This is a genomic window from Martelella sp. NC20, assembly GCF_013459645.1.
Classification (GTDB): Bacteria; Pseudomonadota; Alphaproteobacteria; order Rhizobiales; family Rhizobiaceae; genus Martelella.
Window position 1 is genome coordinate 2806795 of record NZ_CP054861.1, and the last position, 23686, is coordinate 2830480.

The window sequence follows — 23686 nt, forward strand, 5'->3', positions numbered from 1 at the left end:
GGGTGGGTGTACAAGCTGAGCCGGAGTTTTCCGGCGCTTCCCCAAGCCTCAGAACTCGCCTTCGTCGCCGTCCGCCTTCGATTCGTCTTCGGCGACGGGGATGGCGTAGGAGCCGGTCAGCCAGCGCGACAGGTCGAGTTCGCGGCAGCGATTGCTGCAGAACGGATAGTCCTCGCGGGTCGACGGGCGTCCGCATTCGGGGCACTTGCGCGGTTTGCGGAGCGGTTCCACGCTTGCTTTGGTGTTCATGTCCATTCTCCTGCGATATCGAAACCGCGTCCGGAAAGCAGCATCGCTGTCTCATGAAGCGGCAGGCCGATCACGGCGGAATGCGAGCCGACGATCTGGCTTATGAAGGCCGCCGCCGGGCCCTGTATGGCGTAGCCGCCGGCCTTGCCGTGCCAGTCGCGCGAGGCGAGATAGGCCGCGATTTCCTGTTTCGAGAGGTGCTTGAAGGTGACGCGGGTTTCGACCACCCGGCCCTTGTGACCGTCTTCACCGACCGGATGAACGCAGAGCCCGGTATAGACCCTGTGTCCGCGTCCGGAAAGAAGCGCAAGGCAGGCGCTGGCCTCGTCTTCGGTCTCGGCCTTCGGCAGCACCCGCCTTCCGACGGCCACCACCGTATCCGCCGCGATCACAAGCGCGCCCCGCCATTCGGCATCGCCTGAAAGCGCGCGACAAACGGCTTCCGCCTTCTGGCGGGCAAGCCTGCCGGCAAGCTGGCGCGGCGTTTCCTTCGCAAGCGGGGTTTCGTCGATATCGGCGGGATAGACACGGTCGGGCGTCACGCCGATCTGGGCGAGAAGCTCCACCCTTCTGGGAGAGGCCGATGCCAGCACGAGTTTGGGGTTCGTTGCGGTCAAGCCGGATCCTCGACGCCGTGCGCTTCTACTTGAAGCGGTAGGTGATGCGTCCCTTGGTCAGGTCGTATGGGGTCATCTCGACCAGGACCTTGTCGCCGGCGAGAACGCGGATGCGGTTCTTGCGCATGCGGCCGGCGGTGTGGGCGATAATTTCGTGCTCGTTTTCGAGCTTGACCCGGAAGGTCGCGTTCGGCAGAAGCTCGACGACGACGCCCGGAAATTCAAGTACTTCTTCTTTTGCCATGTATGTCGTTTCTTCTCTCTGCTGCGTTGGCGTCACATGCGCCAAACGCCACGACCCCGCTGAGGCCGACGGCCGACGGGGCGGTTCTTGTTTTCAATGGTTCGCAACCTGATCGCAGCGTTTGAAAGCGCGCGCGGCTGCGGGATTTGCGGCGGAACCTACACAATAGTTCAACGTTTGTGAACCTTGTTTGGGGCCATATACGCTTTTTGTTCCGTGCGGGCCCGCAAGGCGCGGCCCGGGCCGATCAACCGCGCCAGTAAAGCACGCAGAAAAGCGTGAACAGCCGTCTGGCAGTGTCGAAATCCATTTCGATCTTGCCCTTCAGCCGATCCTGCAGGGTTTGCGAGCCTTCGTTGTGGACGCCGCGCCGGCCCATGTCGATCGCTTCGATCTTGGCGGGGGAGGCGGATTTGATCGCTTCGTAATAGCTGTCGCAGATCATGAAATAGTCCTTCACGATCCGCCTGAACGGCGTCAGCGACAGGATGTGGGTCGCGACCTTCTCGCCGTTTTCGAGCGTGATGTCGAACACCAGCCGTTTCTCGATGATCGACAGCGTCAGCTTGTAGGGGCCGCCGACATGGCCGGCGGGCTTGAATTCGTTTTCCTCAAGAAGGTCGAAAATCGCGACCGCGCGTTCGTGCTCGACATCGGGCGAGGCCCGGCCGATGCTCTCGTCGAGTTCGACATCGCTCAGCCTGAATTCGCCCTCGCTCATCTCTATTCCTTGCGGTTGAGGCGGATGGATACCGATCGCCCGTGGGCGCTCAAGCCCTCGCATTCTGCAAGCTCGATGGCCGCCGGCGCAAGCGCATTCAGCTGATCGGGGCCAAGTCTGAGGATCGAGGTGCGCTTCATGAAGTCGAGCACCGACAGGCCGGAGGAAAACCGGGCGGAGCGGGCCGTCGGCAGAACATGGTTGGATCCGCCGACATAATCGCCGATCGCCTCGGGCGTGAAATGGCCGACGAAGATCGCGCCGGCATTTCGAACGCGCGGAATCAGCGCTTCCGGGTCGTCGACGGCAAGCTCCAGGTGTTCCGGCGCGATGCGGTTTGCGATCGGCATGGCGGCATCGAGATCCGGCACGGTGATGATCGCGCCGAAATCGCGCCAGCTCGCGGTCGCGATCTCGGCGCGGGGCAGCGTCTTCAACTGCCGTTCGACGGCGTCTTCGACGGCGCGGCCGAGAGCGGCGTCGGTGGTGATCAGGATTGCCTGCGCGCCGGTATCGTGCTCGGCCTGCGCCAGCAGATCGGCTGCGATCCAATCGGGATTGTTGTCGCCGTCGGCGATCACCAGCACCTCAGACGGGCCGGCGATCATGTCGATGCCGACCGTGCCGAAAACCGCGCGCTTGGCGGCCGCGACATAGGCATTGCCGGGACCGACGATCTTGGAGACCGGCGCTATTGTGTCGGTGCCATAGGCAAGGGCGGCGACGGCCTGGGCGCCGCCGATCCGGTAGATTTCGGTAACGCCGGCGATCTTCGCGGCCGCGAGCACAACCGGATTGACCGCGCCCTTCATGGCCGGCACCACCATGACGATGCGTTCCACGCCCGCGACCTTCGCCGGAACCGCGTTCATCAGAACCGAACTCGGATAGCTCGCGGTGCCGCCCGGCACGTAAAGCCCGACCGCCTCGACCGCCGTCCAGCGATGGCCAAGGCCGACGCCGATATCGTCCTCGTAGAAATCGTCCTTCGGCAATTGCCTTGCGTGGTGGCTGCGGATGCGCTTTTCGGCAAGCGTCAGCGCCGCGATCACCTTCGGGTCGACGGCTGCATGGGCGGCCTCGATCTCGTCAGCGCCGACCCGCATCGGGGTGACGGTGAAATCGATGCTGTCGAAACGCGCCGAATAATCGGCAAGCGCTGCGTCGCCCTCTGCCCGGACGCGGGCGAGGATCGTTTCGACGACGTCGGAGACATCCTTCGAAACCTCGCGCTTCATCGAAAGCAGGTCCGCGAAGGCGCTCTCGAAACCCTCATCCGCCGCGTTCAGCCAGATCGCCATGTTTGCCTCGGTCACTCATTACGGAAAAAAATCAGCGGGGGTGGTGCGGTCTGGCGCGCGCTTCCCAGCTTCCGGAAAGATCGCTCATCAGCGCTTCGATGCATTCGACGTCGGCAACGATCTCGCCATCCCCGGACAGGGTGAGCACGATCGAGCCTTCGGGCCCTTCGCCGGCTTTCTCGAACTGGATCGACAGCAGATTGTTGACCTCGTCGCGCGCCTTGCGATCGAGACCGATGCTGCGCACCGCCGTCACCCGCTTGAACACCAGCGCCGCGCGCCGCCGTTCGGGCTTTTTGAAGAAACCGCGCTTCTTTTCCCAGACGAACCGGTTGGTGAGGAGCTGAAGCTGCCCCGCGACCTTCGAGAAAGACACATCCGGCGAGAGGAAGACGGCATCCTGCATATGCGCCGAGATCACGGCGAGGTCTTCCTCGTCCAGCGCCATAAGCTTCAGGGGATCGGTCATCATGTGAAAAATTCCCGGCGGTTGGTGACTGGAACACCATGCGATGTTCCAGATTCTTCGTTTACCGCGTCGGGTTGACGAAAAACCGGTTTCCACTTTTTCGCCCGACGCTTTAGACCGAGATAGAGCCAAGGGCGGGCTTTCGCAACCGCTGGAGCCCGTCCCTGGGCAGTTTCCGGCCAGTTTATCGGCGCTAGTCTGAAATACGCTCGATTTCCGCGCCGCAATTGGTGAGTTTTTCCTCCAGGCGCTCGAAGCCGCGGTCGAGATGGTAGACGCGCGAGACATTGGTCTCGCCCCTGGCGGCAAGCCCGGCAATGACCAGCGACACGGATGCGCGCAGGTCGGTTGCCATCACCGGCGCGCCGTGGAGTTCCTTCACGCCGCGGATCGTCGCGGTCTGGCCGGAAAGCGCGATGTCGGCGCCAAGCCGGGCCAGTTCCTGCACGTGCATGAACCGGTTTTCGAAGATTGTCTCGACAATGCGCGCCGTGCCCCTGGCGCGGGTCATCAGCGCCATGAACTGCGCCTGCAGGTCGGTCGGGAAACCGGGATAGGGCTCGGTGGTGACGTCGACGGGACGGATATCGTCGCCGTGGCCGACGACATGGATGCCGGTTTCGGTGGTGGTGATCTCGGCGCCTGTGGCGCTGAGCGCTGCCAATGCCGCCGAAAGCAGTCTGGCATCGGTATTTTCAAGGGTGACCGCGCCGCCGGTCATGGCCACCGCCATGGCATAGGTGCCGGTTTCGATCCGGTCCGGCAGCACGGTATGGCGCGCGCCGGACAGCGAGGTGACGCCCTCGATGGCGATCGTTGCCGTGCCTTCGCCTTCGATCTTCGCGCCCATGGCCTTCAGGCAGTTGGCAAGGTCGACGACTTCCGGTTCGCGCGCGGCGTTTTCCAGCACGGTCGTGCCGTTTGCAAGCGTCGCCGCCATCATCAGCGTGTGGGTTGCGCCGACAGAGACCTTGGGGAACACATAACGTCCGCCGGCAAGTCCGCCCTTCGGCGCCCTGGCGTCGATATAGCCGCTGTCGATCTCGATCTCGGCGCCCATCGCCTTCAGGCCCTCGATGAACAGGTCGACCGGACGGGTGCCGATCGCGCAGCCTCCGGGCAGCGAAACCCGCGCGATGCCCTCGCGCGCCAGAAGCGGACCGATGACCCAGAACGAGGCCCGCATCTTGCGCACCAGTTCATAGGAGGCGGTGGTGTCGGTAATCGTCGGGCAGGAGAAATGCATCGTGCGGGCGTAGCCGTCGCCCTGGCGCTCGCGCCGGCCCTTGACCGAGATATCGACGCCATGGCTGCCCAGAATGCGCATCAGCGATTCGACATCGGCCAGATGCGGCACATTCTCCAGCGTCAGCGTGTCGCTGGTCAGGAGCGAGGCGATCATCAGAGGAAGGGCGGCGTTCTTCGCGCCGGAAATGGGGATGACGCCCTTGAGCGGATTGCCGCCGACAACTCTGATTCTATCCATATGATGTTATTCCGGGCAGGCCCGGCCTCTCCTTGAAAGTATGGGGCGTCGCATTAGACGAAACGGCCCGTATGATCAATCGCATTGGTTGACAAGTCGTTGCCGAAACCGGCTGATTTGCGCGAGATTGGATTTAAGGCACATGGGAGCCACAAGGACCGGCCAAAAATGGCAGGGGCGTGGCGGCACGGCCAAACAGACCGCCATATGAAAATGCAGGGTTAATGATCGCCGTCTTCCCGGCTGTCGGCCGCCGGCAGGCCATCGGTTTCGTCGGCGGCGCCCTTGCGGCGCGCCCGCGACTGCTGCTTGCGCCGCATCAGGTTTTCCCTGAGCTTCTGCGCCGCGCGGGCCTTGCGTTCGTCGGCTGCGCGCTCGGATGCTTTCTTGTGCGGCTTGTCGTCCATGGCGGTCATCGTTTCGGCAAAACTGTCGGGAAGCGAAAGAATTCTCTTGAAGCGTCTTGCACTCCAAGTCGAGCTATGGCAATAGGCCGCTTGCCTGCACCGGACCGGTGCGGGAAACCTTCCGCAAGTCGGAACCGTGCTGCCGTAGCTCAGGGGTAGAGCACTCCCTTGGTAAGGGAGAGGTCGAGAGTTCGAATCTCTCCGGCAGCACCAGTCATTTTTCTTCCGAATTTATCGTTCGACTTCGAAACGTCGGTTTTCCGGCAGCAGACATCTCGCCAGCGACGGCGGGCTTTTTGCACCTTTGCGAGGCGGCATCATTCCGGTTCCTCCGAGCCCTGCGTTTTTTGCATAGGCGCAATGCTTAAACGTCTCTGTTCGCCCCGGGGCTAACCGATTATATCCCCGTCAAGACGAATTGATGAGCGTCAATCAGACGCTTGCGAACGAAGGAGAATGGACATGGGCGTAGCACGCACTTTCAACAACTGGATGAAGTATCGCCAGACCGTTGTCGAGCTTGACCGTATGTCGACCCGTGAACTCTCCGATCTCGGCATCAACCGTCAGGACATTCGTCGGATCGCCCGCAAGGCTGCATTCTGACGCAAGCAAATTTGGAATTCGTGGGGCATTCTCCTCCTCCTCCCAAATGCCCCTCGATAGGTCGGTGATCCTCCTCCTCCTCCCAAATCACCGGCCAACCAAAATGACGCTCACCGGACTCCTCCTCCCCCGGTGAGCGTTATTTTTTTGTCTGCATGTCAGCATTGTTGCCGGTTCCGCGCCGGTTTCAGCGGAGAAAAGGCCAAGCCCTGCACTCAGCGCATAGGACTTCTGCTTTTGCCTATCTGCCAGGCACTGCCTGAAACCACTATATCGGAAGTGTCGAAAGACAGGGATGCGCCGCAACGAATGCGACGCCGAAAACCTTCAAACGAAGGGAGATAGACATGAGCATGGCACGTAGCTTCAACAGCTGGATGAAATACCGTCAGACCGTCAGCGAACTCAATCGCATGAACAGCCGCGAGCTGGCCGATCTCGGTATCAACCGCGAAGATATCCGCCACATTGCCCGCAAAGCGGTCAAGTAAGCGATAGCGGTTCAGCCGCCCAAAGCCGGCGGCAAATTTTCCCACGCGCCCTCTGCCCATCCTCCCGGGCAGGGGGCGTTCCTGTTTCCGGCGGGCGCTGATCGGCCCCGCCTCAGGGCGAAAACCGGCATTCGCTTCTGCCCCGACCGTACCCTTATCGCGGTAACCGTACCCAAATTTAAAAATTTAGCGTATTGCTACGCGCACCAATGTCGCGTAAAACTTTAGCCATCGAATTTGTTTGTTAAGTTACGTCTGCGCGAGAGCGCCCAGAACGATCTTCCTATCAAAGTCGAGCACTGCATGATGTAGATCATGTGATCTTTGAACGCACGATTTGAAAGGAAATCGTTATGAGCGTCGGAACAGTAAAATTCTTCAATTCCACCAAGGGCTATGGCTTCATCGAGCCTGAAGACGGCAGCAAGGACGTATTCGTTCACATTTCCGCTGTTGAGCGCTCCGGCATGACCACGCTTTCGGAAGGCCAGAAGGTCAATTTCGAAGTTGTCGCCGACCGCCGCACCGGCAAGAGCGCCGCTGAAAACCTCAGCGCCGCCTGATTGGCGAAAGCCATCGGCTGAAATTGAAAACCCTCCGGAGCATCCGCTTCGGAGGGTTTTTCGTTGTGGGGGGCGACGGTCGTCGCGATCTCCCCGGCAGGGGAGATCGATGAAACTCAGCGCACCAGCAGGACCGGGATCTTGCAGGCGCGCAGCACGGCCGTGGTGGTCGAGCCGATCACCAGCGTGCGGATGCGGGAATGGCCGTAAGCGCCCATGACCAGAAGGTCGGTCTTTTCCTCGGCCGCCACTTCCTCGATCACCTTTTCGGCGTGACCGGGCCGCGTGACCAGCCTTGCTGCGACATTGCTGTCCTCAAGCCGTTTCACGGCATCGGCCGCCTTGTCCGCAAGCGCGTCTCCCTCCTTGCAGACGGCAAGAAGCGTAACGTCGGTCTTGTCCAGGATCGGGCTTGTCGTCACCCGTTCCACGGCCTTGTCGGCGCTGGCGCCGCCATCATAGGCGATCAGCACCTTGTGGATCGGCTTGAACGCGCGGGCGGCGACGAACACCGGCCGTTTTGCCGTGCGCACCGCCCGCTCCAGATTGGAGCCGAGATGGCCGGTGGCGAAATCGGCGCCCTCGCCACGCTTGCCGATCACGATCAGGCGCGAATCCGCGCCGACCTCCTCGATCGCCTCGACGAAATCGCCATTGCGCATCTTGGTGGTGACGGCGGTGACGCCCTCCGTGGAAAGCCGCTCGACGGCGGCCTCCAGCAGCAGCCGGCCGCGCTTTTGCGCAAGCCTGGCATTATGGGCGTCCGCCTCCGCAAGCTCCTCCAGCAGCGCCGAGCGCGCGCCAAGGCCGATGGAGCCGGAGAGGTTGGCATGCGGCTGGGTACTGCGCTCCAGAACATGGACGAGTTCGACGGAAATGCCGAGCTGTCCCGCAATCCATGCGGCGTGGTCGCACACGCTTTCGGCGTAGTTCGAGGCGTCGATGAAAGCTGTCAGCTTTTCCATGGTGGTCTCCCTGTTTTTATACGCGCGTCCGGACGGAAAAGCGGCATCCACTTTTCCTGGTCGCGCTTAATGGCCCTGTTGTTTCATGTATTCTTCGAGTGCGTCGGGCTTGTCGTGAACCGCGAGCCGATCAACGATCGTGGCGCTTGCCTCATTGAGGCCGATGACCTCAACTTCCGCGCCTTCGCGGCGGAATTTCATCACAACCATGTCGAGGGCCGCAACACTTGAAATATCCCAGATATGGGCGCGGGTCAGATCGATGACCACGGTCTCGAGCACTTCATGGAAATCGAAGGCGGCATTGAAATCCTCCACCGAGGCGAAGAACAACTGTCCTTCGACGTGGTAGGTCCTGGTATTGCCGTCCTGCGACAGTTCGGAACGCACGCCGAAGAACTGCGCGATCTTCCAGGCAAAGAAGATGCCGGAAAGCAGCACGCCCACCAGAACGCCGATGGCGAGGTTATGGGTGGCGACGACCACCGCCACCACCGCGATCATGACGATCGAGGAGGAGCGGGGATGATCCCTGAGGTTCCTGATCGACGACCATGAGAAGGTGCCGATCGAAACCATGATCATCACGGCCACCAGCGCCGGCATCGGGATCTGGCGCACCCACTGGTCGAGCACGACCACCAGGATCAGCAGCACGACGCCGGCGACGAAGGTCGAAAGCCGGCCCCGGCCGCCGGATTTGATGTTGATCATCGACTGGCCGATCATGGCGCAGCCGGCCATGCCGCCGATGAAGCCGGTGCAGAAATTGGCGATGCCCTGGCCGGCGCATTCCTGGTTGCGGTTTGAGCGGGTGTCGGTCAGGTCATCGATAAGCTGCGCGGTCATCAGGCTTTCCAGCAGGCCGACCACGGCGACCGCCAGCGAATAGGGCAGGATGATAAGCAGCGTTTCAAGCGAGAGCGGCACCATCGGCAGATGGAAGAACGGGAAGCTCTCCGGCAATTCGCCCATATCGCCGACATTGCGGACATCGAGGCCAAGCGCCACGGCGGCGAAGGTGACCAGCACGATCGCAACCAGCGGCGAGGGGACGGCCTTGGTGAAGCGCGGCAGGATGTAGATGATCGCAAGGGCCGCCGCGACCAGCACATAGGTCATCGGCGTGACATCGGTCAGTTCCGGCAATTGCGCCATGAAGATCAGGATCGCCAGCGCATTGACGAAGCCGGTCATCACCGAGCGCGAGACGAAGCGCATCAGCGCGCCCAGTTTCAATACGCCGAAGATCATCTGAATGACGCCGGCAAGCACGGTGGCGGCGAGCAGATATTCAAGCCCGTGGCCGGCGACCAGCGGCGTCATCAGCACGGCGGTGGCAGCCGTTGCTGCCGAGATCATGCCCGGCCGCCCGCCGACAAAGGCGATGATCACCGCAATCGAGAACGAGGCGAACAGGCCGACCTTGGGGTCGACGCCGGCGATGATGGAAAAGGCGATGGCTTCCGGAATGAGCGCCATCGCCACGACGAGGCCGGAAAGGATATCGGCACGGGGCGTGCCGAACCACTCGCGGCGGTACTGGATAAGCGAAAATGTCATGTATGGTCCCTGAAAATCTGTTTGCGGCGCGCGAGGCGCGGGCCTTGGGAGGAAACAGGTTTCAACGGTTGTCCGGCGGATCGGCGGCCGGAAGAGCCACCCGGGTTTTCACCGGGTCCGGGGTTCAATGAGGCATTCAATAGCGGGGTGCGTGCGCGGGGGCAAGGTTTGGCCGGGCAGAATATGGCGGAAATGCGCCAAACGCCGCTTCCCCGTTGCCCTTGGATCAGCCTTGCCAGACCCGCGCGGAACCAAAGGGCCCGACAGCGCGTTGAAGACGCCTGCAGCGTATTTTGTATCGGGTGCGTGGACAATGGCTTCAGAAGCGATACGGAAAGGTCAGGCGCGGATGTCGAAGGTTGCGGTCGCCGGCATCGAGATCACCCATCCGGATCGCCAGCTTTACGGCAAGGCCGGTGTCACCAAGGCCGATGTCGCGCGTCATTATGCGCTGGTCGGCGCGCGCATGCTGGAAATCGCCGGGCCCCGGCCGGTGTCGCTGTTCCGCTGCCCCACCGGCATCGATGGCGAGAGCTTCTTCCAGAAACATGCGGGCAAGGGCTTTCCCGACGAACTCGCCCGCATCGATATCGCGGAAAAGGACGGCGAGACCGGCGAATATCTCTATGCCAAGGATGTGGCCGGCTTGGTTGCCGCCGCCCAGATGGGCACGATCGAGTTTCACGGCTGGGGCGCGCGCGCCGACCGGCTGGAAGCGCCCGACCGGCTGATCTTCGACCTCGACCCGGATGAGGGCCTCGGCTTTACCGAAACGAAGAAGGCCGCCTTCGAGATGCGCGAGACGCTTTCCGCCATCGGGCTCAAATCGACCGCCATGGTCACCGGCGGCAAGGGCATCCACGTCATCGTGCCGCTGCGGCGGACTGTGAGCTGGGACACGCTCAAGGCGTTTTCCAGAACCTTCGCCCATATGCTGGCCGAGGAAGCGCCCGAGCGCTACACCGCCACCATGTCGAAGGCCAAACGCAACAACCGCATCTTCATCGACTGGCTCCGCAACGAACGCGGCGCCACCGCCATCCTCCCCTATTCCCTCCGCGCCCGCCCCGGCGCCCCCGTGGCAACGCCGGTGACCTGGGAGGAATTGGAGGGGCTGAAGAGCGCCTCGGCGTTTACGATCGGGAATATGGCGGGGCGGCTGAAGGGGAAGGAACCGGCGCTGGCGGTGAAGCCGCAGACGCTGGGGAAGGCGGTGATCGGGCGGCTGGAGAAGCGGGTGGGGTGAGGGGGCTGGTGGTTGAAATAGGCGAGCGGCTTCGTAAGCACCGTTGGAATACAGGTCGCTAAAAAATGGTTTCTAGCATCAACCTATTTGCTTTGCCCTTGACTACTCTTCTTCATTCTAGAACGCGTAAAATACTTTCGGGCCACCTCACTGACCTCGCTACTAGGAGGTCTACGATCGGTATTTGCTGACGCTTTTATATGTTTTTTGATTGCATGTATTAAAGTATGCGCTTAGCACTTTATTTGATACCCAGAATGAGGATGAATTAAATCGAGCTTGGGAAGGCGGAATATGGCTAAGTCGGCTACTGTAAAAAAACTGGAAAAAAAGGAGGGGCCGAGGCCAGATAGTAGGAGTGTTTTGGCTAACAGCCATTCGAATGAACTTTTTTTTGCCGTAGTAGGCCCGGTTGGCGCGGGGGCTTCGCAGACGATTAGGGCACTTGAACGTGTTTGTAGGTCCGGCTCCTATGACGTCGAGTTGATAAAGGCGAGCGACTTGATACGGGTTTGGGCAGAAGAAAATAGTCGAAACCTCCCCGGTCTTGAACCAAAGACCTTGGAAGTGGTTACTGAACTGCAGGAACTTGGCGACGCAATGCGCGAGCATGACATGGCAGAGGTTGCCAAGGCAGCTATGCGCGAAATTGCGCGACGACGGGCTGGTCATATTGGTCAAGCGTATGTCAAAGGTGAGAAAGTTACCCCTGACAATACGAAACGAGTATACCTCATAGACTCGATAAGGCATCCATCTGAAATACATTTATTGCGCCGAACCTACGGAAACGCATTCGGTCTAATTGGCGTCGTCTGCGAAGAGGACGTACGCCGTAATCGAATCTTGGAAAAATACTTCCGTGGGCCGGAAAAAGGGCAGCAAAAAACAAAGGATGCCGTGAAGTGCTTCATGGAGCGCGACTCGGATGATTCCGCCCGAAAACACGGACAGCACGTTTCTGAAGCATTCTACGAGGCAGATTTCTTCGTTGACAATACGCGCGACGATCTTAACGGTAGCAAGAATTTGCTCGACACAGACTTGAGCAGGTTTGTGAGCATTATCGCGCATGACCGTGTCGAGCGACCGACCATCGAGGAAACTGCGATGCATCACGCGCATTCGGCGCGAGTACGCAGTGCCTGTCTTTCTCGACAAGTCGGGGCGGCGTTGGTGGACGCTGATGGCACCGTGATTGCAACTGGAACAAACGAGGTACCTTCAGCGGGTGGTGGTGTATATGGCGAACGTTTTTCCACCTCAAGCGGCGGTATTGACGATCACCGTTGTGCTTTTCGTGCCGAGGTTTTTTGCAGCAGTAATCGAGAGCAGAACGACATAATTGACGACTTAATTGAGGTTCTTCCGGAACTAAAAGACGTTTCGAATAAAATCGAATTGGCTGCTCGGATTCGCAAAACCCGGCTCGGAGGCCTTATTGAGTTTAGTAGGGCGGTTCATGCTGAAATGGATGCATTGCTATCAGCGGGGCGCGAAGGTGTTTCGACCGTTGGCACGAGGCTGTTCGTAACGACATATCCATGTCACTATTGTGCTAGACACATCGTTAGCGCTGGCGTTTACGAAGTCCAGTTTATCGAGCCCTACCCGAAGAGCTTAGCAAGAAAATTGCATTGTGATTCCATCGAGGTGACTCCGTCAGAGTGGACACCGCCAATACCGAAGGATATCGTGCAGTTGCGCGTCACAGCGGAAGAGGATAAAGACGATGTTAAGCTCAAAGAGTCTAAAGTGCTTTTCAGACCGTTCGTAGGAGTCGCACCTCGGATGTACATTCGTGCATTCGAGAAGACGTGGCAGCTAAAGAATAAAGTAAGCGGAGAATTTGAAATGCGGGCACCAGACTGGGGTAGCGAATGGGCCGCTTTAACGGTAGGCTATCCTGAACTCGAAGCAGCCTTGGCGAAATAACGTGACCAAGCCGCAATTGACACTTGTCGAGAATACCGGTGGCTGGCATGGTCGCGCAAACCCGCAGACACATGTGGTATCTGCGGGTCACACTGATCAGCATCTGCCGCTCGTCCATCAGCTCGATTTATTCGACGCGCCGACTCTTCCTGATTTGATGATTTTTATCGTTGCTATGGATAAAGTGCATGGTCGCACCCTCCAAAGAGCGGTTCTAGCGCACAAGCCTAGGTCAATAATTGATCTTCGGTATGTGGCGCGTTTTGACCAATACGGCTCCAACAGAGATACTTTATTCGCTTATTTCAAATCGGCTGGCTCGCACTATGCATTGGAGTCTATACCTTGGCACGACTTTTCGATGCGCGAATTCATGGCTGAAGATGGAGTTCACATTCCCAGAATCCATCATGAGTTGATTGAGTTATCCAGGGGAACCGTGATGTTATTCGTACCTAAGCCGCAGCATGCCAACATGCTCATAACCTATCTTCATCGAATGCTCTCCGGCAAAGCGAAGTCCACTTGGCGGATCGAGCAGGTGGCTTAGTTCGGCCTTCTCTGTTTGCAAGCTCATTCGGGCGGTGGGTCGAGGTCAATATTGGAGATAAGGTCCGCAAATTGAGCTGTGGTGCGCGGAAAATGGCTGCATCTTTCGAGCTGCCTCACCCCCCAACAGCCGCCCCCACCAGCGCCTTGGCATCGGCACTATCCCATTCCGCCGGCCCGTTCATCGCGCCCAGCAAACACCCGTTCTCATCGATCAGCACCGTCGACGGCAGGCCGAACGCCAGGCCTTGCTTCTTCAGCGTGTTGAAGGTCGCCATGGTTTCGTCGCGGTAGAAGGCCAGGGACTGGATGCCGATGTCTTCGAGGAAGCGGACCGGTTTTTCGTCGGTTCCGGTGTCGATGTTGACGGCGACGACCTCGAAGGCGTCGCTGCCCATATCGGCCTCCAGCCGGTCGAGCGCCGGCATTTCCTCGCGGCAGGGAACGCACCATGTGGCCCACAGGTTCATCAGCACGGTCTTGCCGGAAAGGGCGGCGAGCGAGGTTTCGCCGTCGATATCGCGGAAGGCGAGGTTCGGGAGCTTCCGCGGCTTTTCGGCGGGGATGAAGGCGGCGACTTCGCCGATCGCCAGCGGTTTCAGGCGTTTTGCGGTTTCGGCCGCGGCTTTGCACTGGCTTGCGGCGGCGATCTCGCCCATGCCATTGCCATAAACGGCGTTTTTCACGTATACCGCCACAGCGCCGGCAATCAGGCCTGCGGCAAGCGCGATTAGAACCAGTTTGGCGGAGAACGGGCTTTTGCGGCTCTTCTGCTCTGTCATGTCATTCTCCAGATAGGCACTTCATGGCTTCCGATAACTCGAACAAGATGTGGGGCGGACGTTTCGCCTCCGGTCCCGATGCGATCATGGAGGAGATAAATGCCTCCATCGATTTCGACAAGGCACTCTATAACGAGGATATCGACGGCTCGATCGCGCATGCCGCCATGCTTGCCGAAAAAGCCATCATTTCGAAAGAGGACAGCGCTTCAATTATCGAGGGGCTGACAACAATTCGCCGTGAGATTGAGGCGGGCACGTTCGCCTTCTCGCGCCAGCTTGAGGATATTCACATGAATATCGAGGCGCGGCTGCGCGAGTTGATCGGCCCCGCCGCCGGACGCCTGCACACCGCCCGCTCGCGCAACGACCAGGTCGCGCTCGATTTCCGGCTGTGGGTGAAGAAGGAACTGCGGCGCACCGAGGCGGCGCTCACCCGGCTGATCGGCGTGTTTTTGACGCGCGCGGAAGAGCATGCCGGAACGGTGATGCCGGGCTTCACCCATCTGCAGACCGCCCAGCCCGTCACCTTCGGGCACCATTGCATGGCCTATGTCGAGATGTTCGGCCGCGACCGCGCCCGTGTGCGCCACGCCATCGAGCATCTCGACGAAAGCCCGATCGGGGCGGCGGCGCTCGCGGGCACCGGCTTTGCCATCGACCGGCACATGACCGCCAAGGCTCTTGGTTTTGCCGGCGGGCCGACGCGCAATTCGATCGATACCGTGTCGGACCGCGATTTCGCGCTGGAATTCCTGTCGATCGCCTCGATCTGCGCAACCCATCTGTCGCGGCTGGCCGAGGAGATCGTGATCTGGTCGACGCCGCAATTCAATTTCGTGCGGCTGTCGGACTCATTTTCGACCGGCTCCTCGATCATGCCGCAGAAGAAGAACCCGGATGCCGCCGAACTGGTGCGCGCCAAGACCGGCCGCATCAACGGCGCGTTGGTGGCGCTCCTGACGGTGATGAAGGGCCTGCCGCTCGCCTATTCCAAGGACATGCAGGAAGACAAGGAACAGGTGTTCGATGCGGCCCGCAGCCTCGATCTCGCCATCGCCGCGATGACCGGCATGGTCGGTGACCTGACCGTCAATGTGGACGCGATGAAGGCCGCCGCCGGCTCCGGCTTTTCCACCGCCACCGACCTTGCCGACTGGCTGGTGCGCGAGGCGGGCCTGCCGTTCCGCGACGCCCATCATGCGACGGGCGCCGCCGTGGCGCTGGCGGAAAGGAAGGGCTGCGATCTCGCGGAACTGTCGCTGGAAGAGCTTCAGGGCATAAACCCGGCGATCACCGCGGGCATTTTCGACGTGCTCACCGTCGAAGCCTCCGTCGCCTCCCGCAAGAGCTTCGGCGGCACGGCGCCCGACGAGGTGAGGAAGCAGATCGCCTGGTGGCGGGAGCGGATCTGAGGCAGGCCGCATAGCCCGCCAATCTTCTCGCCCCGGAGGGGAGAGATGTCGCGACAGCGACAGTGAGGGGCGAGTCTATCCCCGCGAACGCCCTCACGTTTCGAAATGCTGCATCACCCTCACTCTCCCTTTCGGGGTATCTCTCCCGCAGGCGGGAGAGAATATTGGGAGCAAGCTTCGACTGCTTTATGCCCAGAAGCGTTCGCCCGCGCGGGTTTGACACGGTCCCGCGGGCCGCGACTTTCTTTCAGACGCGCAATTTGGGGTGCACAAAGCGGTTCTGATCGGGTATCAGGATTGCCATGGGCGTTTGCGGCGCCCGCTTGGTGTTCGGGGCTCTTGATGAAGATAATCACGATTGCAGTTGTTGCGCTGATGGCGCTTTCGCTTGCTTCCTGCGGACGACGCGGGCCGCTGGAGTTGCCGCCGCCGACGCCGGAACAGCAGGCGAAGGCGGCGCAGGCGCAGTCCGAGCCGACGATCCGGCTTGCGCCCAATGACAAGCCGATCGTGCTTGACGGCTCGGGAGACAACGTCATCAATGCCGGGCCGGATGCCGCTGTCGATGGCGAGCCCTTCCTTCTCGATCCACTGCTTAACTGACGCAGGCCAGACGTGAACCATTTCGAATATCGTGACGGCGTGCTGCATGCCGAGGGCGTTTCCATTGAGGCGATCGCGGCGGCCGTCGGCACGCCGTTCTATTGCTATTCCACCGCCACCTTCACAAGGCATTACAAGGTGTTCGCCGAGGCCTTCGCGGGCACCGATGCGCTGGTCTGCTATGCGGTCAAGGCCAATTCCAACCAGGCCGTGCTGAAGACGCTCGCCAGGCTCGGCGCCGGCATGGACGTGGTGTCGGAAGGCGAATTGCGCCGCGCGCTTGCCGCCGGCGTGCCGGCCGAAAAGATCGTGTTCTCCGGCGTAGGCAAGACGGTGCGCGAGATCGATTTCGCGCTCGATGCCGGCATCTACTGCTTCAACGTCGAATCAGAGCCGGAACTCGAGGTGCTGAACGCACGCGCCGTGGCGAAGGGCGTTACGGCTCCGGTCTCCTTCCGCATCAATCCGGATGTGGATGCCAAGACCCACGCCAAGATCTCGACCGGCAAGAAGGAAAACAAGTTCGGCATCGCGTTTTCGCGCGCTCATGAGGTCTACGCCCACGCGGCAAGCCTGCCCGGCATTCGCGTGACCGGCATCGACATGCATATCGGCAGCCAGATCACCGAGCTTTCGCCGTTCCGCGATGCCTTCCGGCTGATGCGGGAACTGGTCACGGAACTGCGCGCGGCGGGCCACGCGATCGACCATGTCGATGTCGGCGGCGGGCTCGGCATTCCCTACCAGTTCGACAACAATCCGCCGCCGGAGCCGCTTGCCTATGCCAGCGTCATCCGCGAGGAGCTTTCGGGTCTCGATTGCCGGATCGTGGCCGAGCCGGGACGGATGATCGCCGGCAATGCCGGCATCTTCGTCACCGAGGTCCTGTATGTGAAGGACGCCGAGGCGAAGAGCTTCGTCATTGTCGACGGCGCGATGAACGACCTGATCCGCCCGACGCTCTACGACGCTTATCATGCGATCCGCCCGGTGGTGCTGAAGCCCGAGGCCGAGCGGATCACCGCCGATGTCGTCGGCCCGGTCTGCGAGACCGGCGATTATCTGGCGCTGTCGCGGGAAATGCCGCGCCCCGCGCCCGGCGACCTGATCGCGGTTTCGACCGCCGGCGCCTATGGCGCGGTTCAGGCCGGCACCTACAATACCCGCCTTCTGGTGCCGGAAGTGCTGGTCGATGGCGACCGCTTCCATGTGGTCCGCCCGCGCGGCAGCTATGAAGAACTCATCGGCCTCGATTCGCTGCCCGACTGGCTTTAGGCCGGTCGCGGCAATGTGACCGGGAATTTCCCGGCCTCACCTCGCTATCGACACAAAGCGTGCTATTCTGATCCCATCACGCCGCGCGACCACAGGGGCTCATGACCGGGCAGAAACACACTGCGGGCAAACGCAAAGATGCTGTCGATGACGCGCTGACGCGCCGCATCCGCCGCAAGCGTGCGCTTACGCGTTTCAATCTCTTGGTCGAGTCTCTCGCGCCCCGGCTGTTGTGGCCGGTTGCCGTGGTGGCGCTTTATGTCGCGCTGTCCTGGCTCGGCGTGTTTCTGCTGCTGCCGTTTGCGGTCAGGATCGCGCTGCTGCTTTTCCTGATCGCCGGTTTCGTGTTCAGTCTCTGGCCGCTGCGTCATGTGCGCATCCCCTCGGCCTATGCCGCCGAGCGGCGGCTTGAGGTCCACAACGCGCTCGCCCATCAGGCAATTTCCGTCAGGCTGGACCGGCCGGCGCGGCAAACACCGGAGGCGATGGCGCTCTGGCATGCCCATCAGCGCCGCATGGCCGAACGCCTGCGCGAAATCGACAGCGGCCTGCCGAAACCGGACCTTGCCGCCGTCGACCCCTATGCACTGCGCGCGGTGCCCGCCCTTTTGCTGTTCGTCGCGTGGTTTTACGCCGGCCCCGATGGCACGGCGCGGCTTGCCGATGCCTTCGCGCCGCCTGCGGGCGATGAGGAAACCAGAGTGGCGCTCCGGTTCGATGCCTGGATTTCGCCGCCTGATTATACCCGCAGGGCGCCGGTCTATCTTCAGGCTGATGGCGGAGAGGCGATTGCCGGCATTCCCGAGGGCTCGGTGCTCACCGTCCGGCTTTCCGGCGAGGGCGCCGACCAGCCGATCACCTTCACTCCCGACGGCAGCGAGGACGCGCAGGCGTCCGCGGAGGCGGAACAGGACGCGCTTTCCAGCAGCGCCAGTTTTTCGCTCTCCTCCGGTGGCCGGCTCGACGCGGCGGGACGGAGCTGGCAGATTGCGGTCGACCCCGACGCGGCCCCGGTGATCGCCTTCAAGGGTACGCCGAGGGCGGCTGCAAACGGGGCGCTGGAACTCGAATATACCGTGACCGACGATTACGGCGTGACCCGCGCCCATGCCGAGATCGCGCCGGCCGGCGATATCGATGCGGATGCCGAACCGGTCTATCCGCTTCCCGAGTTCCCGCTCAACATGCCGGCGCGCTCCTCCAAGGACCATTCCGCCTTCACCAGCCGCAATCTGACGGAGCACCCGCTTTCCGGCACGCCGGTGACGATCACGCTGATCGCCGAGGATGCGGCCGGTCACGTGGGCAGAAGCCCGGCGCTGGAGATGGTGCTGCCGGAGAGAGCCTTCCACAATCTGCTGGCAGGTTCCGTTGCCGAGCAGCGCCGGATTTTCGCGCTCGACACGCGCCGCATGCCGGTGGCGCTGCAATATAGCGCGGCGATCACGCTGCGGCCGGAGGAGACGATCCCGGACCTCAAGCAATTCCTGCTGATCAAGTCGGCGCAGACCCGGATGACGCTTGCCCATGACGCCGACAGCTATCGCGATACCGCCGACTACATGTGGGATATCGCGACCGGCATCGAGGACGGCGCGCTGTCGGATGCCGAGCGGCGGTTGCGCGAGGCGCAGGATGCGTTGAGCGAGGCGCTGGAGAATGGCGCTTCGGATGCCGAGATCGCCCGGCTGATGCAGGAATTGCGCGAGGCCATGCAGGAATACATGTCCGAGATGGCGCAGAGCATGCAACCCTCGCAGCAGGCTCCGGGCGACCAGCAGACGCTTCGCCAGCGTGATCTCGACAATCTCCTGAACCAGCTTGAAAACCTTGCCCGCTCCGGCAATCGCGAAGCCGCCCAGCAGCTTCTGTCGGAACTGCAGCGGATGATGAACAATCTCCAGCCGCCGTCTTCCACCGCCCAGCAGCAGGGCGGACAGCAGAATTCCGAGATGCGCCAGCAGATCGACAAGCTCGGCGAACTGATCCAGGAACAGCAGCGGCTGATGAACGAGACCTTCGACCTCGATCAGCAATTGCGCGACCGCGAACGCTGGGGCGACCCGCAGCCCGCACCGGATCAACAGGGCGAGAACGGCGAGAAAGCGCCCCGCGACATGACGGAAGAGGAATTGCGCGAGGCGCTCAAACAGCTTCAGCAGCAGCAGCAGGGGCTCGCCGAACAATTGTCGGAAATGCAGCAGAAGCTCTCCGAACTCGGCATGCCGCCGGCGGAAGGCTTCGATCAGGCCGGCGAGGCGATGGAAGGGGCTGCCGGAGCGCTCGGCGAGGGCGAAGGCTCTGAGGCCGTCGAGGGGCAGGGCAATGCGCTTGAGGCGCTGCGTCAGGGCGCCCAGCAAATGATGAATTCGATGATGGCCCAGGGCCAGGGCCAGCAGGGGCAGGGGCCGGGCGGGCAGACCGGTTGGGGCAATCAGGCCGGGCGTGATCCGCTTGGCCGCAATCAGGGCTCGGACGGCCTCGATTTCGGCGACAATGTCGACGTCCCCGACGAGATCACCGTCCAGCGCGCCCGCGAAATTCTCGACGCCATCCGCGAGCGCCTGAACGAACAGGCCCCGCTGCCCTCCGAGCCGCCTTATCTCGAGCGGCTTCTGGAACCCCAGTCGCAAAACTGATTCTTGCTGTCCGGCTTTAAAACCCGATCGGGCATCTCCACATCGTTAGCAGGCGCTTTCGTTCGAGGCGCTCCGAGGGGCGCGGTCCAAGACGCCCTGTTTCAGGGAGTAAAAAACCATGACAGAGAGATTTGCAGGCAAGACCGTCATCGTTACCGGCGGCGCTTCCGGTATTGGCGAGGCCTGCGTACAGCTTCTCGCGCGCGAGGGCGCCAATGTCGTCGTCGCCGACCTCAATGAAGGTCCCGCGAAGGACGTCGCTTCCGCGGTGCCCGGCGGCAGGGCTGCCGCCTTCGCCGTCGATGTCAGCGACCCGAAAGCGGTGGAGGCCATGGTCGACTTCGCCGTCGAGACATTCGGCGGGCTTTACGGCGCGGTCAACAATGCCGGTATCGGCGGTCCGTCTGCGCCGATCGGCGACTATGATATCGACGCCTGGCACAAGGTGCTTAATGTCGACCTGCATTCGGTTTTCTACTGCATGAAGTATCAGCTCGCCGCGATCGAGGCGTCCGGCGGCGGGTCGATCGTCAACATGTCGTCGATCCTCGGCACCAATGGTTTTTCCACCGCACCGGCCTATGTCGCCTCGAAACACGCGCTGGTGGGCATGACGAAATCGGCGGCGCTGGAATATTCCAAGCGCGGCATCCGCATCAATGCCGTCGGCCCCGGCTTCATCCGCACACCGCTGCTCGATGAGAATCTGGAGCCTGAGGATATTGAAAACCTGGTCGCCTTGCACCCGATCGGCCGTCTTGGCAAGGCCGAGGAGGTCGCCGCCCTGACGGCCTTCCTGCTCTCCGAAGACGCCTCGTTCGTCACCGGCAGCTACCATCTGGTCGACGGCGGCTATTCCGCTCAGTAAGGCAAAAGGCCGCCGCCCTTGACGGGCCGCGCCCCTCAGTTTGTTGACAAAGCTCGCTTCACACGCATTCGTCATGCTCGGGCCTGTCCCGAGCATCTAACCACGTTTCGCCACGACAGGATTTTCGGACGGAAAGACGCAATAAATCAGTCTGTTGCAAAACGCGAGCTCCGCTCGTGGGGCAACGTGGTTAGATCCTCGGCACAAGGCCGAGGATGACGTCCGTAGAATGGATAGGTTTGTCAGCAGTCTGACGGCAGCTGCACTTGGCGGACAACGGCCTTTTCCAATATACGAAAACTTTGCAAGAGCAGGCGGGTCTCAAGCCGCGAGCGCCCGGGCCACGGCCTTGCGGATATCGGGAAGCGCGAAGGGCTTGGCGACCACGTCGACGATCTTTTCCATCAGGTCGTCGGCGCGTTCGCGCTGCTCGGCGAAACCCGTCATCAGCAGGATCTTGGTGCGCGGATGGTCGTGCGCGGTTGCATGGGCGAGCGCGATGCCGTCCATGATCGGCATGCGCACGTCGGAGAGCAGCAGGTCGTAGTGACTTTCGCCGAGGAGTTCGAGCCCTTCGGCGCCGTCGCAGGCCTCCACCGTTTCGTGGCCGTCGAGCCGCAATGCGCGGGCGACAAACATACGCAGCGATGCCTCGTCTTCGGTAATCAGAATCCTCGCCATGGCGCTATCCAGTTCTCTCTGTCTTTCAAAACCCGTCTTGCAAGCCCGTTGTTCCAGGCTTTGTTGCAGATGAGATGACCAGAACTTTCCTAGCGAGAGGTAAACATCGAAATGTGGCGGTTTATGTAGTTAACAAGCTGTTCGGAGCCTGTTTATGCTTGATTAAGCATCCCCGGTGACCACGCCGACGAAGGGAAGCTCGCGGAACGCGTAAGCCACGTCCATGCCGTAGCCGACGACAAACTTGTCCGGGCAATGGAAACCGGCATAATCCGCCTCAAGCGCTTCCTCGCGCCTGTTGCGCTTGTCGAGAAGAACAGCGACGGAAACATTGGCCGCGCCCCGTTCCAGCATCAGTTCCCGGGCGAAGCGCAGCGTGCGGCCCGATTCGAGGATATCGTCGATCAGCAGGATGTCGCGGCCTTCGACCTGGCTGTCGATATCCTTCACCAGCCTCACGGACCTGCCGACCGTGCCGGTGCCATAGCTCGACAGCGTCATGAATTCCACTTCGGGCGCAAGTCCGACCTTGTGCAGGGCGCGGATCAGATCGGCGGCGAACACGAAGGAGCCTTTGAGGATCGCGATCACGAGCAGATCCTGCGATGGTCCCTTGGCGATCTCGCGGGCAAGCTCCTCGTTGCGCGCGGCGATTTCCTCGGGCGAGAACAGGACTTCGATGTTTTTGCCGCGGACGACATGCATGGCGCGCTCCCTTGCCTTCAGCGCGTGGCCTCAAGGGCCGGAAACGCCGTGTACGATTGAAGATGACCGGTTTTAGTGGGTTTGGCCGAGCCGGGCAATCGCAACGCCGGATGCAATCGCATCAACGGGTCAAAACACCGTGGATATCCGTCAAAATGGCGGTAACTTGCGGCCTGTTCACGACCTGTTATTCATAATCGGGGAAACTGGCCGCGATGGAACGACGAGGACAGCCTCAGGGCATGGCACTGATTCAGTTTGAAAATGTTGGGCTGCGCTATGGAATGGGCCCGGAAGTGTTGCGGGACATGTCCTTCGAGATTCCCAGGAACTCCTTCCAGTTCCTGACCGGACCTTCCGGCGCGGGCAAGACCACGCTGCTCAGACTGATGCTGATGGCGCTGCAGCCGACGCGTGGACTGATCCGCCTGTTCGATCGCGATGTCGCCGTCATTCCGCATCGCGAACTGCCGATGCTGCGCCGCCGGGTGGGCATCGTGTTCCAGGATTTTCGCCTTCTCGACCACATGACGACCTATGAAAACGTCGCCCTGCCGCTCCGGGTGCGCGGCAGGGACGAGGTCTCCTACCGCAATGACGTGATCGAACTGTTGAAATGGGTCGGGCTCGGCGAGCGGCTCCATGCCCGCCCGCCGGTGCTTTCCGGCGGCGAGAAACAGCGCGTGGCGATCGCGCGCGCGCTCATCGACCAGCCGGAAGTGCTGCTCGCCGACGAGCCGACGGGCAATGTCGATCCGCCGATGGCCAGACGCATCCTGAGCCTGCTGGTCGAGCTCAACCGGCTGGGCACCGCCGTCGTCATCGCCACCCATGATATCGCGTTGATGGACCGCTACAATGCGCGGCGGATGATCCTTTCGGAGGGAAGGCTCGATATTCATGACTAGGCCGCCCCGCTCGCTTCGCGATCCCAGACTTGAGGAAAGAGAACGCACTGAGAAGCGCCTTGCCGAACAGCGCGCCGAAGAGGAACGACTGCTCGAGGCGCGGCGGCTGGAGGATATCCGGCAGCAGCAGGAGGAATTGGCGAGGCGCCAGGCGGCACAACAGCGCCAGCTCGCGCAACAACGCGCCGAGGAGCTCGAGCAACGCCGCGCCAGGGAACAACAGGCGGCGCGGCAGGCCGAGCGCACGGCGCAAGCGCGGGCGAAGGCGTCAACTCCGCCGCCGGCATCTCGATCGCGCGCCAATCCCGTTCCGCCAGGCCAGGAGAACGAGGCTCCGGCCCCTGAAAAGCCGTCGCCGCCCGACCGGACTTCAATCCCGGATGCTGACCGCAATACCC

Annotated in this window: 25 protein-coding genes, 1 tRNA gene and 1 other annotated feature; of the genes, 13 read left to right on the plus strand and 13 right to left on the minus strand. The window is 61.5% G+C overall.

Annotated elements, in window-relative coordinates; all coding sequences use genetic code 11:
- Positions 1 to 48 precede the first annotated feature (48 nt).
- The 8 genes from yacG to HQ843_RS13370 form a co-directional block, all read right to left on the minus strand.
- Positions 49 to 249, minus strand: coding sequence for a DNA gyrase inhibitor YacG (gene yacG / locus HQ843_RS13335; RefSeq protein WP_246710104.1), 201 nt, complete (start codon positions 247 to 249; stop codon positions 49 to 51).
- Positions 246 to 866 (minus strand): Maf family nucleotide pyrophosphatase, encoded by a 621-nt coding sequence (locus HQ843_RS13340; protein ID WP_180897853.1) that lies wholly within the window; start codon positions 864 to 866, stop codon positions 246 to 248. The genes yacG and HQ843_RS13340 overlap by 4 nt, the downstream gene beginning before the upstream one ends.
- Before the next feature lie 25 nt (positions 867 to 891).
- Positions 892 to 1110, minus strand: a complete 219-nt coding sequence (infA, locus tag HQ843_RS13345) for a translation initiation factor IF-1 (protein ID WP_018067566.1) — start codon at positions 1108 to 1110, stop codon at positions 892 to 894.
- A 247-nt stretch (positions 1111 to 1357) separates the two neighbouring features.
- The gene (locus HQ843_RS13350; protein WP_180897852.1) at positions 1358 to 1831 is read right to left on the minus strand and encodes a UPF0262 family protein; all 474 of its coding nucleotides are present in this window, start codon (positions 1829 to 1831) and stop codon (positions 1358 to 1360) included.
- A 2-nt stretch (positions 1832 to 1833) separates the two neighbouring features.
- Complete coding sequence (gene hisD, locus HQ843_RS13355; RefSeq protein WP_180897851.1) at positions 1834 to 3132, minus strand: histidinol dehydrogenase; 1299 nt, start codon at positions 3130 to 3132, stop codon at positions 1834 to 1836.
- A gap of 31 nt (positions 3133 to 3163) precedes the next feature.
- Positions 3164 to 3601 (minus strand): DUF2948 family protein, encoded by a 438-nt coding sequence (locus tag HQ843_RS13360; protein WP_180902205.1) that lies wholly within the window; start codon positions 3599 to 3601, stop codon positions 3164 to 3166.
- 193 nt (positions 3602 to 3794) lie between these two features.
- Positions 3795 to 5087, minus strand: coding sequence for a UDP-N-acetylglucosamine 1-carboxyvinyltransferase (murA, locus tag HQ843_RS13365; protein WP_180897850.1), 1293 nt, complete (start codon positions 5085 to 5087; stop codon positions 3795 to 3797).
- 221 nt (positions 5088 to 5308) lie between these two features.
- Positions 5309 to 5494 (minus strand): hypothetical protein, encoded by a 186-nt coding sequence (locus HQ843_RS13370; RefSeq protein ID WP_180897849.1) that lies wholly within the window; start codon positions 5492 to 5494, stop codon positions 5309 to 5311.
- Positions 5495 to 5632: 138 nt separating this feature from the next.
- On the opposite strand from HQ843_RS13370, the gene HQ843_RS13375 reads away from it, so the two are divergent.
- From HQ843_RS13375 to HQ843_RS13390, 4 genes are all read left to right on the plus strand, one after another.
- Positions 5633 to 5707 (plus strand) — tRNA-Thr (locus HQ843_RS13375).
- Between the two features lie 249 nt (positions 5708 to 5956).
- Positions 5957 to 6100 (plus strand): DUF1127 domain-containing protein, encoded by a 144-nt coding sequence (locus HQ843_RS13380; protein ID WP_180897848.1) that lies wholly within the window; start codon positions 5957 to 5959, stop codon positions 6098 to 6100.
- A 347-nt stretch (positions 6101 to 6447) separates the two neighbouring features.
- Complete coding sequence (locus HQ843_RS13385) at positions 6448 to 6591, plus strand: DUF1127 domain-containing protein (RefSeq protein WP_180897847.1); 144 nt, start codon at positions 6448 to 6450, stop codon at positions 6589 to 6591.
- A gap of 353 nt (positions 6592 to 6944) precedes the next feature.
- Complete coding sequence (locus tag HQ843_RS13390) at positions 6945 to 7154, plus strand: cold-shock protein (protein ID WP_018067558.1); 210 nt, start codon at positions 6945 to 6947, stop codon at positions 7152 to 7154.
- A gap of 116 nt (positions 7155 to 7270) precedes the next feature.
- Here the strand turns inward: HQ843_RS13390 and HQ843_RS13395 are convergent, their stop codons facing one another.
- On the minus strand, positions 7271 to 8119 hold the full coding sequence (locus tag HQ843_RS13395; protein ID WP_180897846.1) for a universal stress protein: 849 nt from the start codon (positions 8117 to 8119) through the stop codon (positions 7271 to 7273).
- A 66-nt stretch (positions 8120 to 8185) separates the two neighbouring features.
- Entirely contained in the window at positions 8186 to 9682 is a 1497-nt protein-coding gene (locus HQ843_RS13400; protein ID WP_180897845.1) for a SulP family inorganic anion transporter, read from the minus strand.
- 66 nt (positions 9683 to 9748) lie between these two features.
- Positions 9749 to 9804: a sequence feature (sul1 is cis-regulatory element that is thought to sense ions involved in sulfur or methionine metabolism; They are found in Alphaproteobacteria), on the minus strand.
- Positions 9805 to 10031: 227 nt separating this feature from the next.
- On the opposite strand from HQ843_RS13400, the gene ligD reads away from it, so the two are divergent.
- From ligD to HQ843_RS13415, 3 genes are all read left to right on the plus strand, one after another.
- Complete coding sequence (gene ligD / locus HQ843_RS13405; protein WP_246710105.1) at positions 10032 to 10928, plus strand: non-homologous end-joining DNA ligase; 897 nt, start codon at positions 10032 to 10034, stop codon at positions 10926 to 10928.
- A gap of 294 nt (positions 10929 to 11222) precedes the next feature.
- The gene (locus tag HQ843_RS13410) at positions 11223 to 12863 is read left to right on the plus strand and encodes an anti-phage dCTP deaminase (protein ID WP_180897844.1); all 1641 of its coding nucleotides are present in this window, start codon (positions 11223 to 11225) and stop codon (positions 12861 to 12863) included.
- Between the two features lies 1 nt (position 12864).
- Positions 12865 to 13413 (plus strand): hypothetical protein, encoded by a 549-nt coding sequence (locus tag HQ843_RS13415; protein ID WP_180897843.1) that lies wholly within the window; start codon positions 12865 to 12867, stop codon positions 13411 to 13413.
- 115 nt (positions 13414 to 13528) lie between these two features.
- Here HQ843_RS13415 and tlpA read toward each other — a convergent pair whose 3' ends face one another.
- Positions 13529 to 14194: a thiol:disulfide interchange protein TlpA gene (gene tlpA, locus HQ843_RS13420; RefSeq protein ID WP_180897842.1), complete on the minus strand. Its 666-nt coding sequence runs from the start codon at positions 14192 to 14194 to the stop codon at positions 13529 to 13531.
- Between the two features lie 23 nt (positions 14195 to 14217).
- Between tlpA and argH the strand changes: the two genes are divergently transcribed.
- The 5 genes from argH (at position 14218) to HQ843_RS13445 (ending at position 20994) form a co-directional block, all read left to right on the plus strand.
- On the plus strand, positions 14218 to 15609 hold the full coding sequence (gene argH / locus HQ843_RS13425) for an argininosuccinate lyase (RefSeq protein ID WP_180897841.1): 1392 nt from the start codon (positions 14218 to 14220) through the stop codon (positions 15607 to 15609).
- Between the two features lie 342 nt (positions 15610 to 15951).
- Positions 15952 to 16212, plus strand: coding sequence for an LPS translocon maturation chaperone LptM (gene lptM, locus HQ843_RS13430; RefSeq protein ID WP_180897840.1), 261 nt, complete (start codon positions 15952 to 15954; stop codon positions 16210 to 16212).
- A gap of 12 nt (positions 16213 to 16224) precedes the next feature.
- On the plus strand, positions 16225 to 17487 hold the full coding sequence (lysA, locus tag HQ843_RS13435; protein WP_180897839.1) for a diaminopimelate decarboxylase: 1263 nt from the start codon (positions 16225 to 16227) through the stop codon (positions 17485 to 17487).
- Positions 17488 to 17588: 101 nt separating this feature from the next.
- Positions 17589 to 20126 carry a TIGR02302 family protein gene (locus tag HQ843_RS13440; RefSeq protein WP_180897838.1) on the plus strand — a complete coding sequence of 846 codons (2538 nt, stop codon included), beginning with the start codon at positions 17589 to 17591 and terminating at the stop codon, positions 20124 to 20126.
- A 118-nt stretch (positions 20127 to 20244) separates the two neighbouring features.
- A complete protein-coding gene (locus HQ843_RS13445) occupies positions 20245 to 20994 on the plus strand; it encodes an SDR family NAD(P)-dependent oxidoreductase (RefSeq protein ID WP_180897837.1) in 750 nt (249 codons plus the stop codon).
- Positions 20995 to 21315: 321 nt separating this feature from the next.
- Here HQ843_RS13445 and HQ843_RS13450 read toward each other — a convergent pair whose 3' ends face one another.
- Both HQ843_RS13450 and hpt read right to left on the minus strand, forming a co-directional pair.
- Positions 21316 to 21675 carry a response regulator gene (locus HQ843_RS13450; RefSeq protein WP_180897836.1) on the minus strand — a complete coding sequence of 120 codons (360 nt, stop codon included), beginning with the start codon at positions 21673 to 21675 and terminating at the stop codon, positions 21316 to 21318.
- Between the two features lie 162 nt (positions 21676 to 21837).
- Complete coding sequence (gene hpt, locus HQ843_RS13455) at positions 21838 to 22380, minus strand: hypoxanthine phosphoribosyltransferase (protein ID WP_180897835.1); 543 nt, start codon at positions 22378 to 22380, stop codon at positions 21838 to 21840.
- A 248-nt stretch (positions 22381 to 22628) separates the two neighbouring features.
- On the opposite strand from hpt, the gene ftsE reads away from it, so the two are divergent.
- Positions 22629 to 23288: a cell division ATP-binding protein FtsE gene (gene ftsE, locus HQ843_RS13460; protein ID WP_180902204.1), complete on the plus strand. Its 660-nt coding sequence runs from the start codon at positions 22629 to 22631 to the stop codon at positions 23286 to 23288.
- The last annotated feature ends 398 nt before the right edge of the window (positions 23289 to 23686 follow it).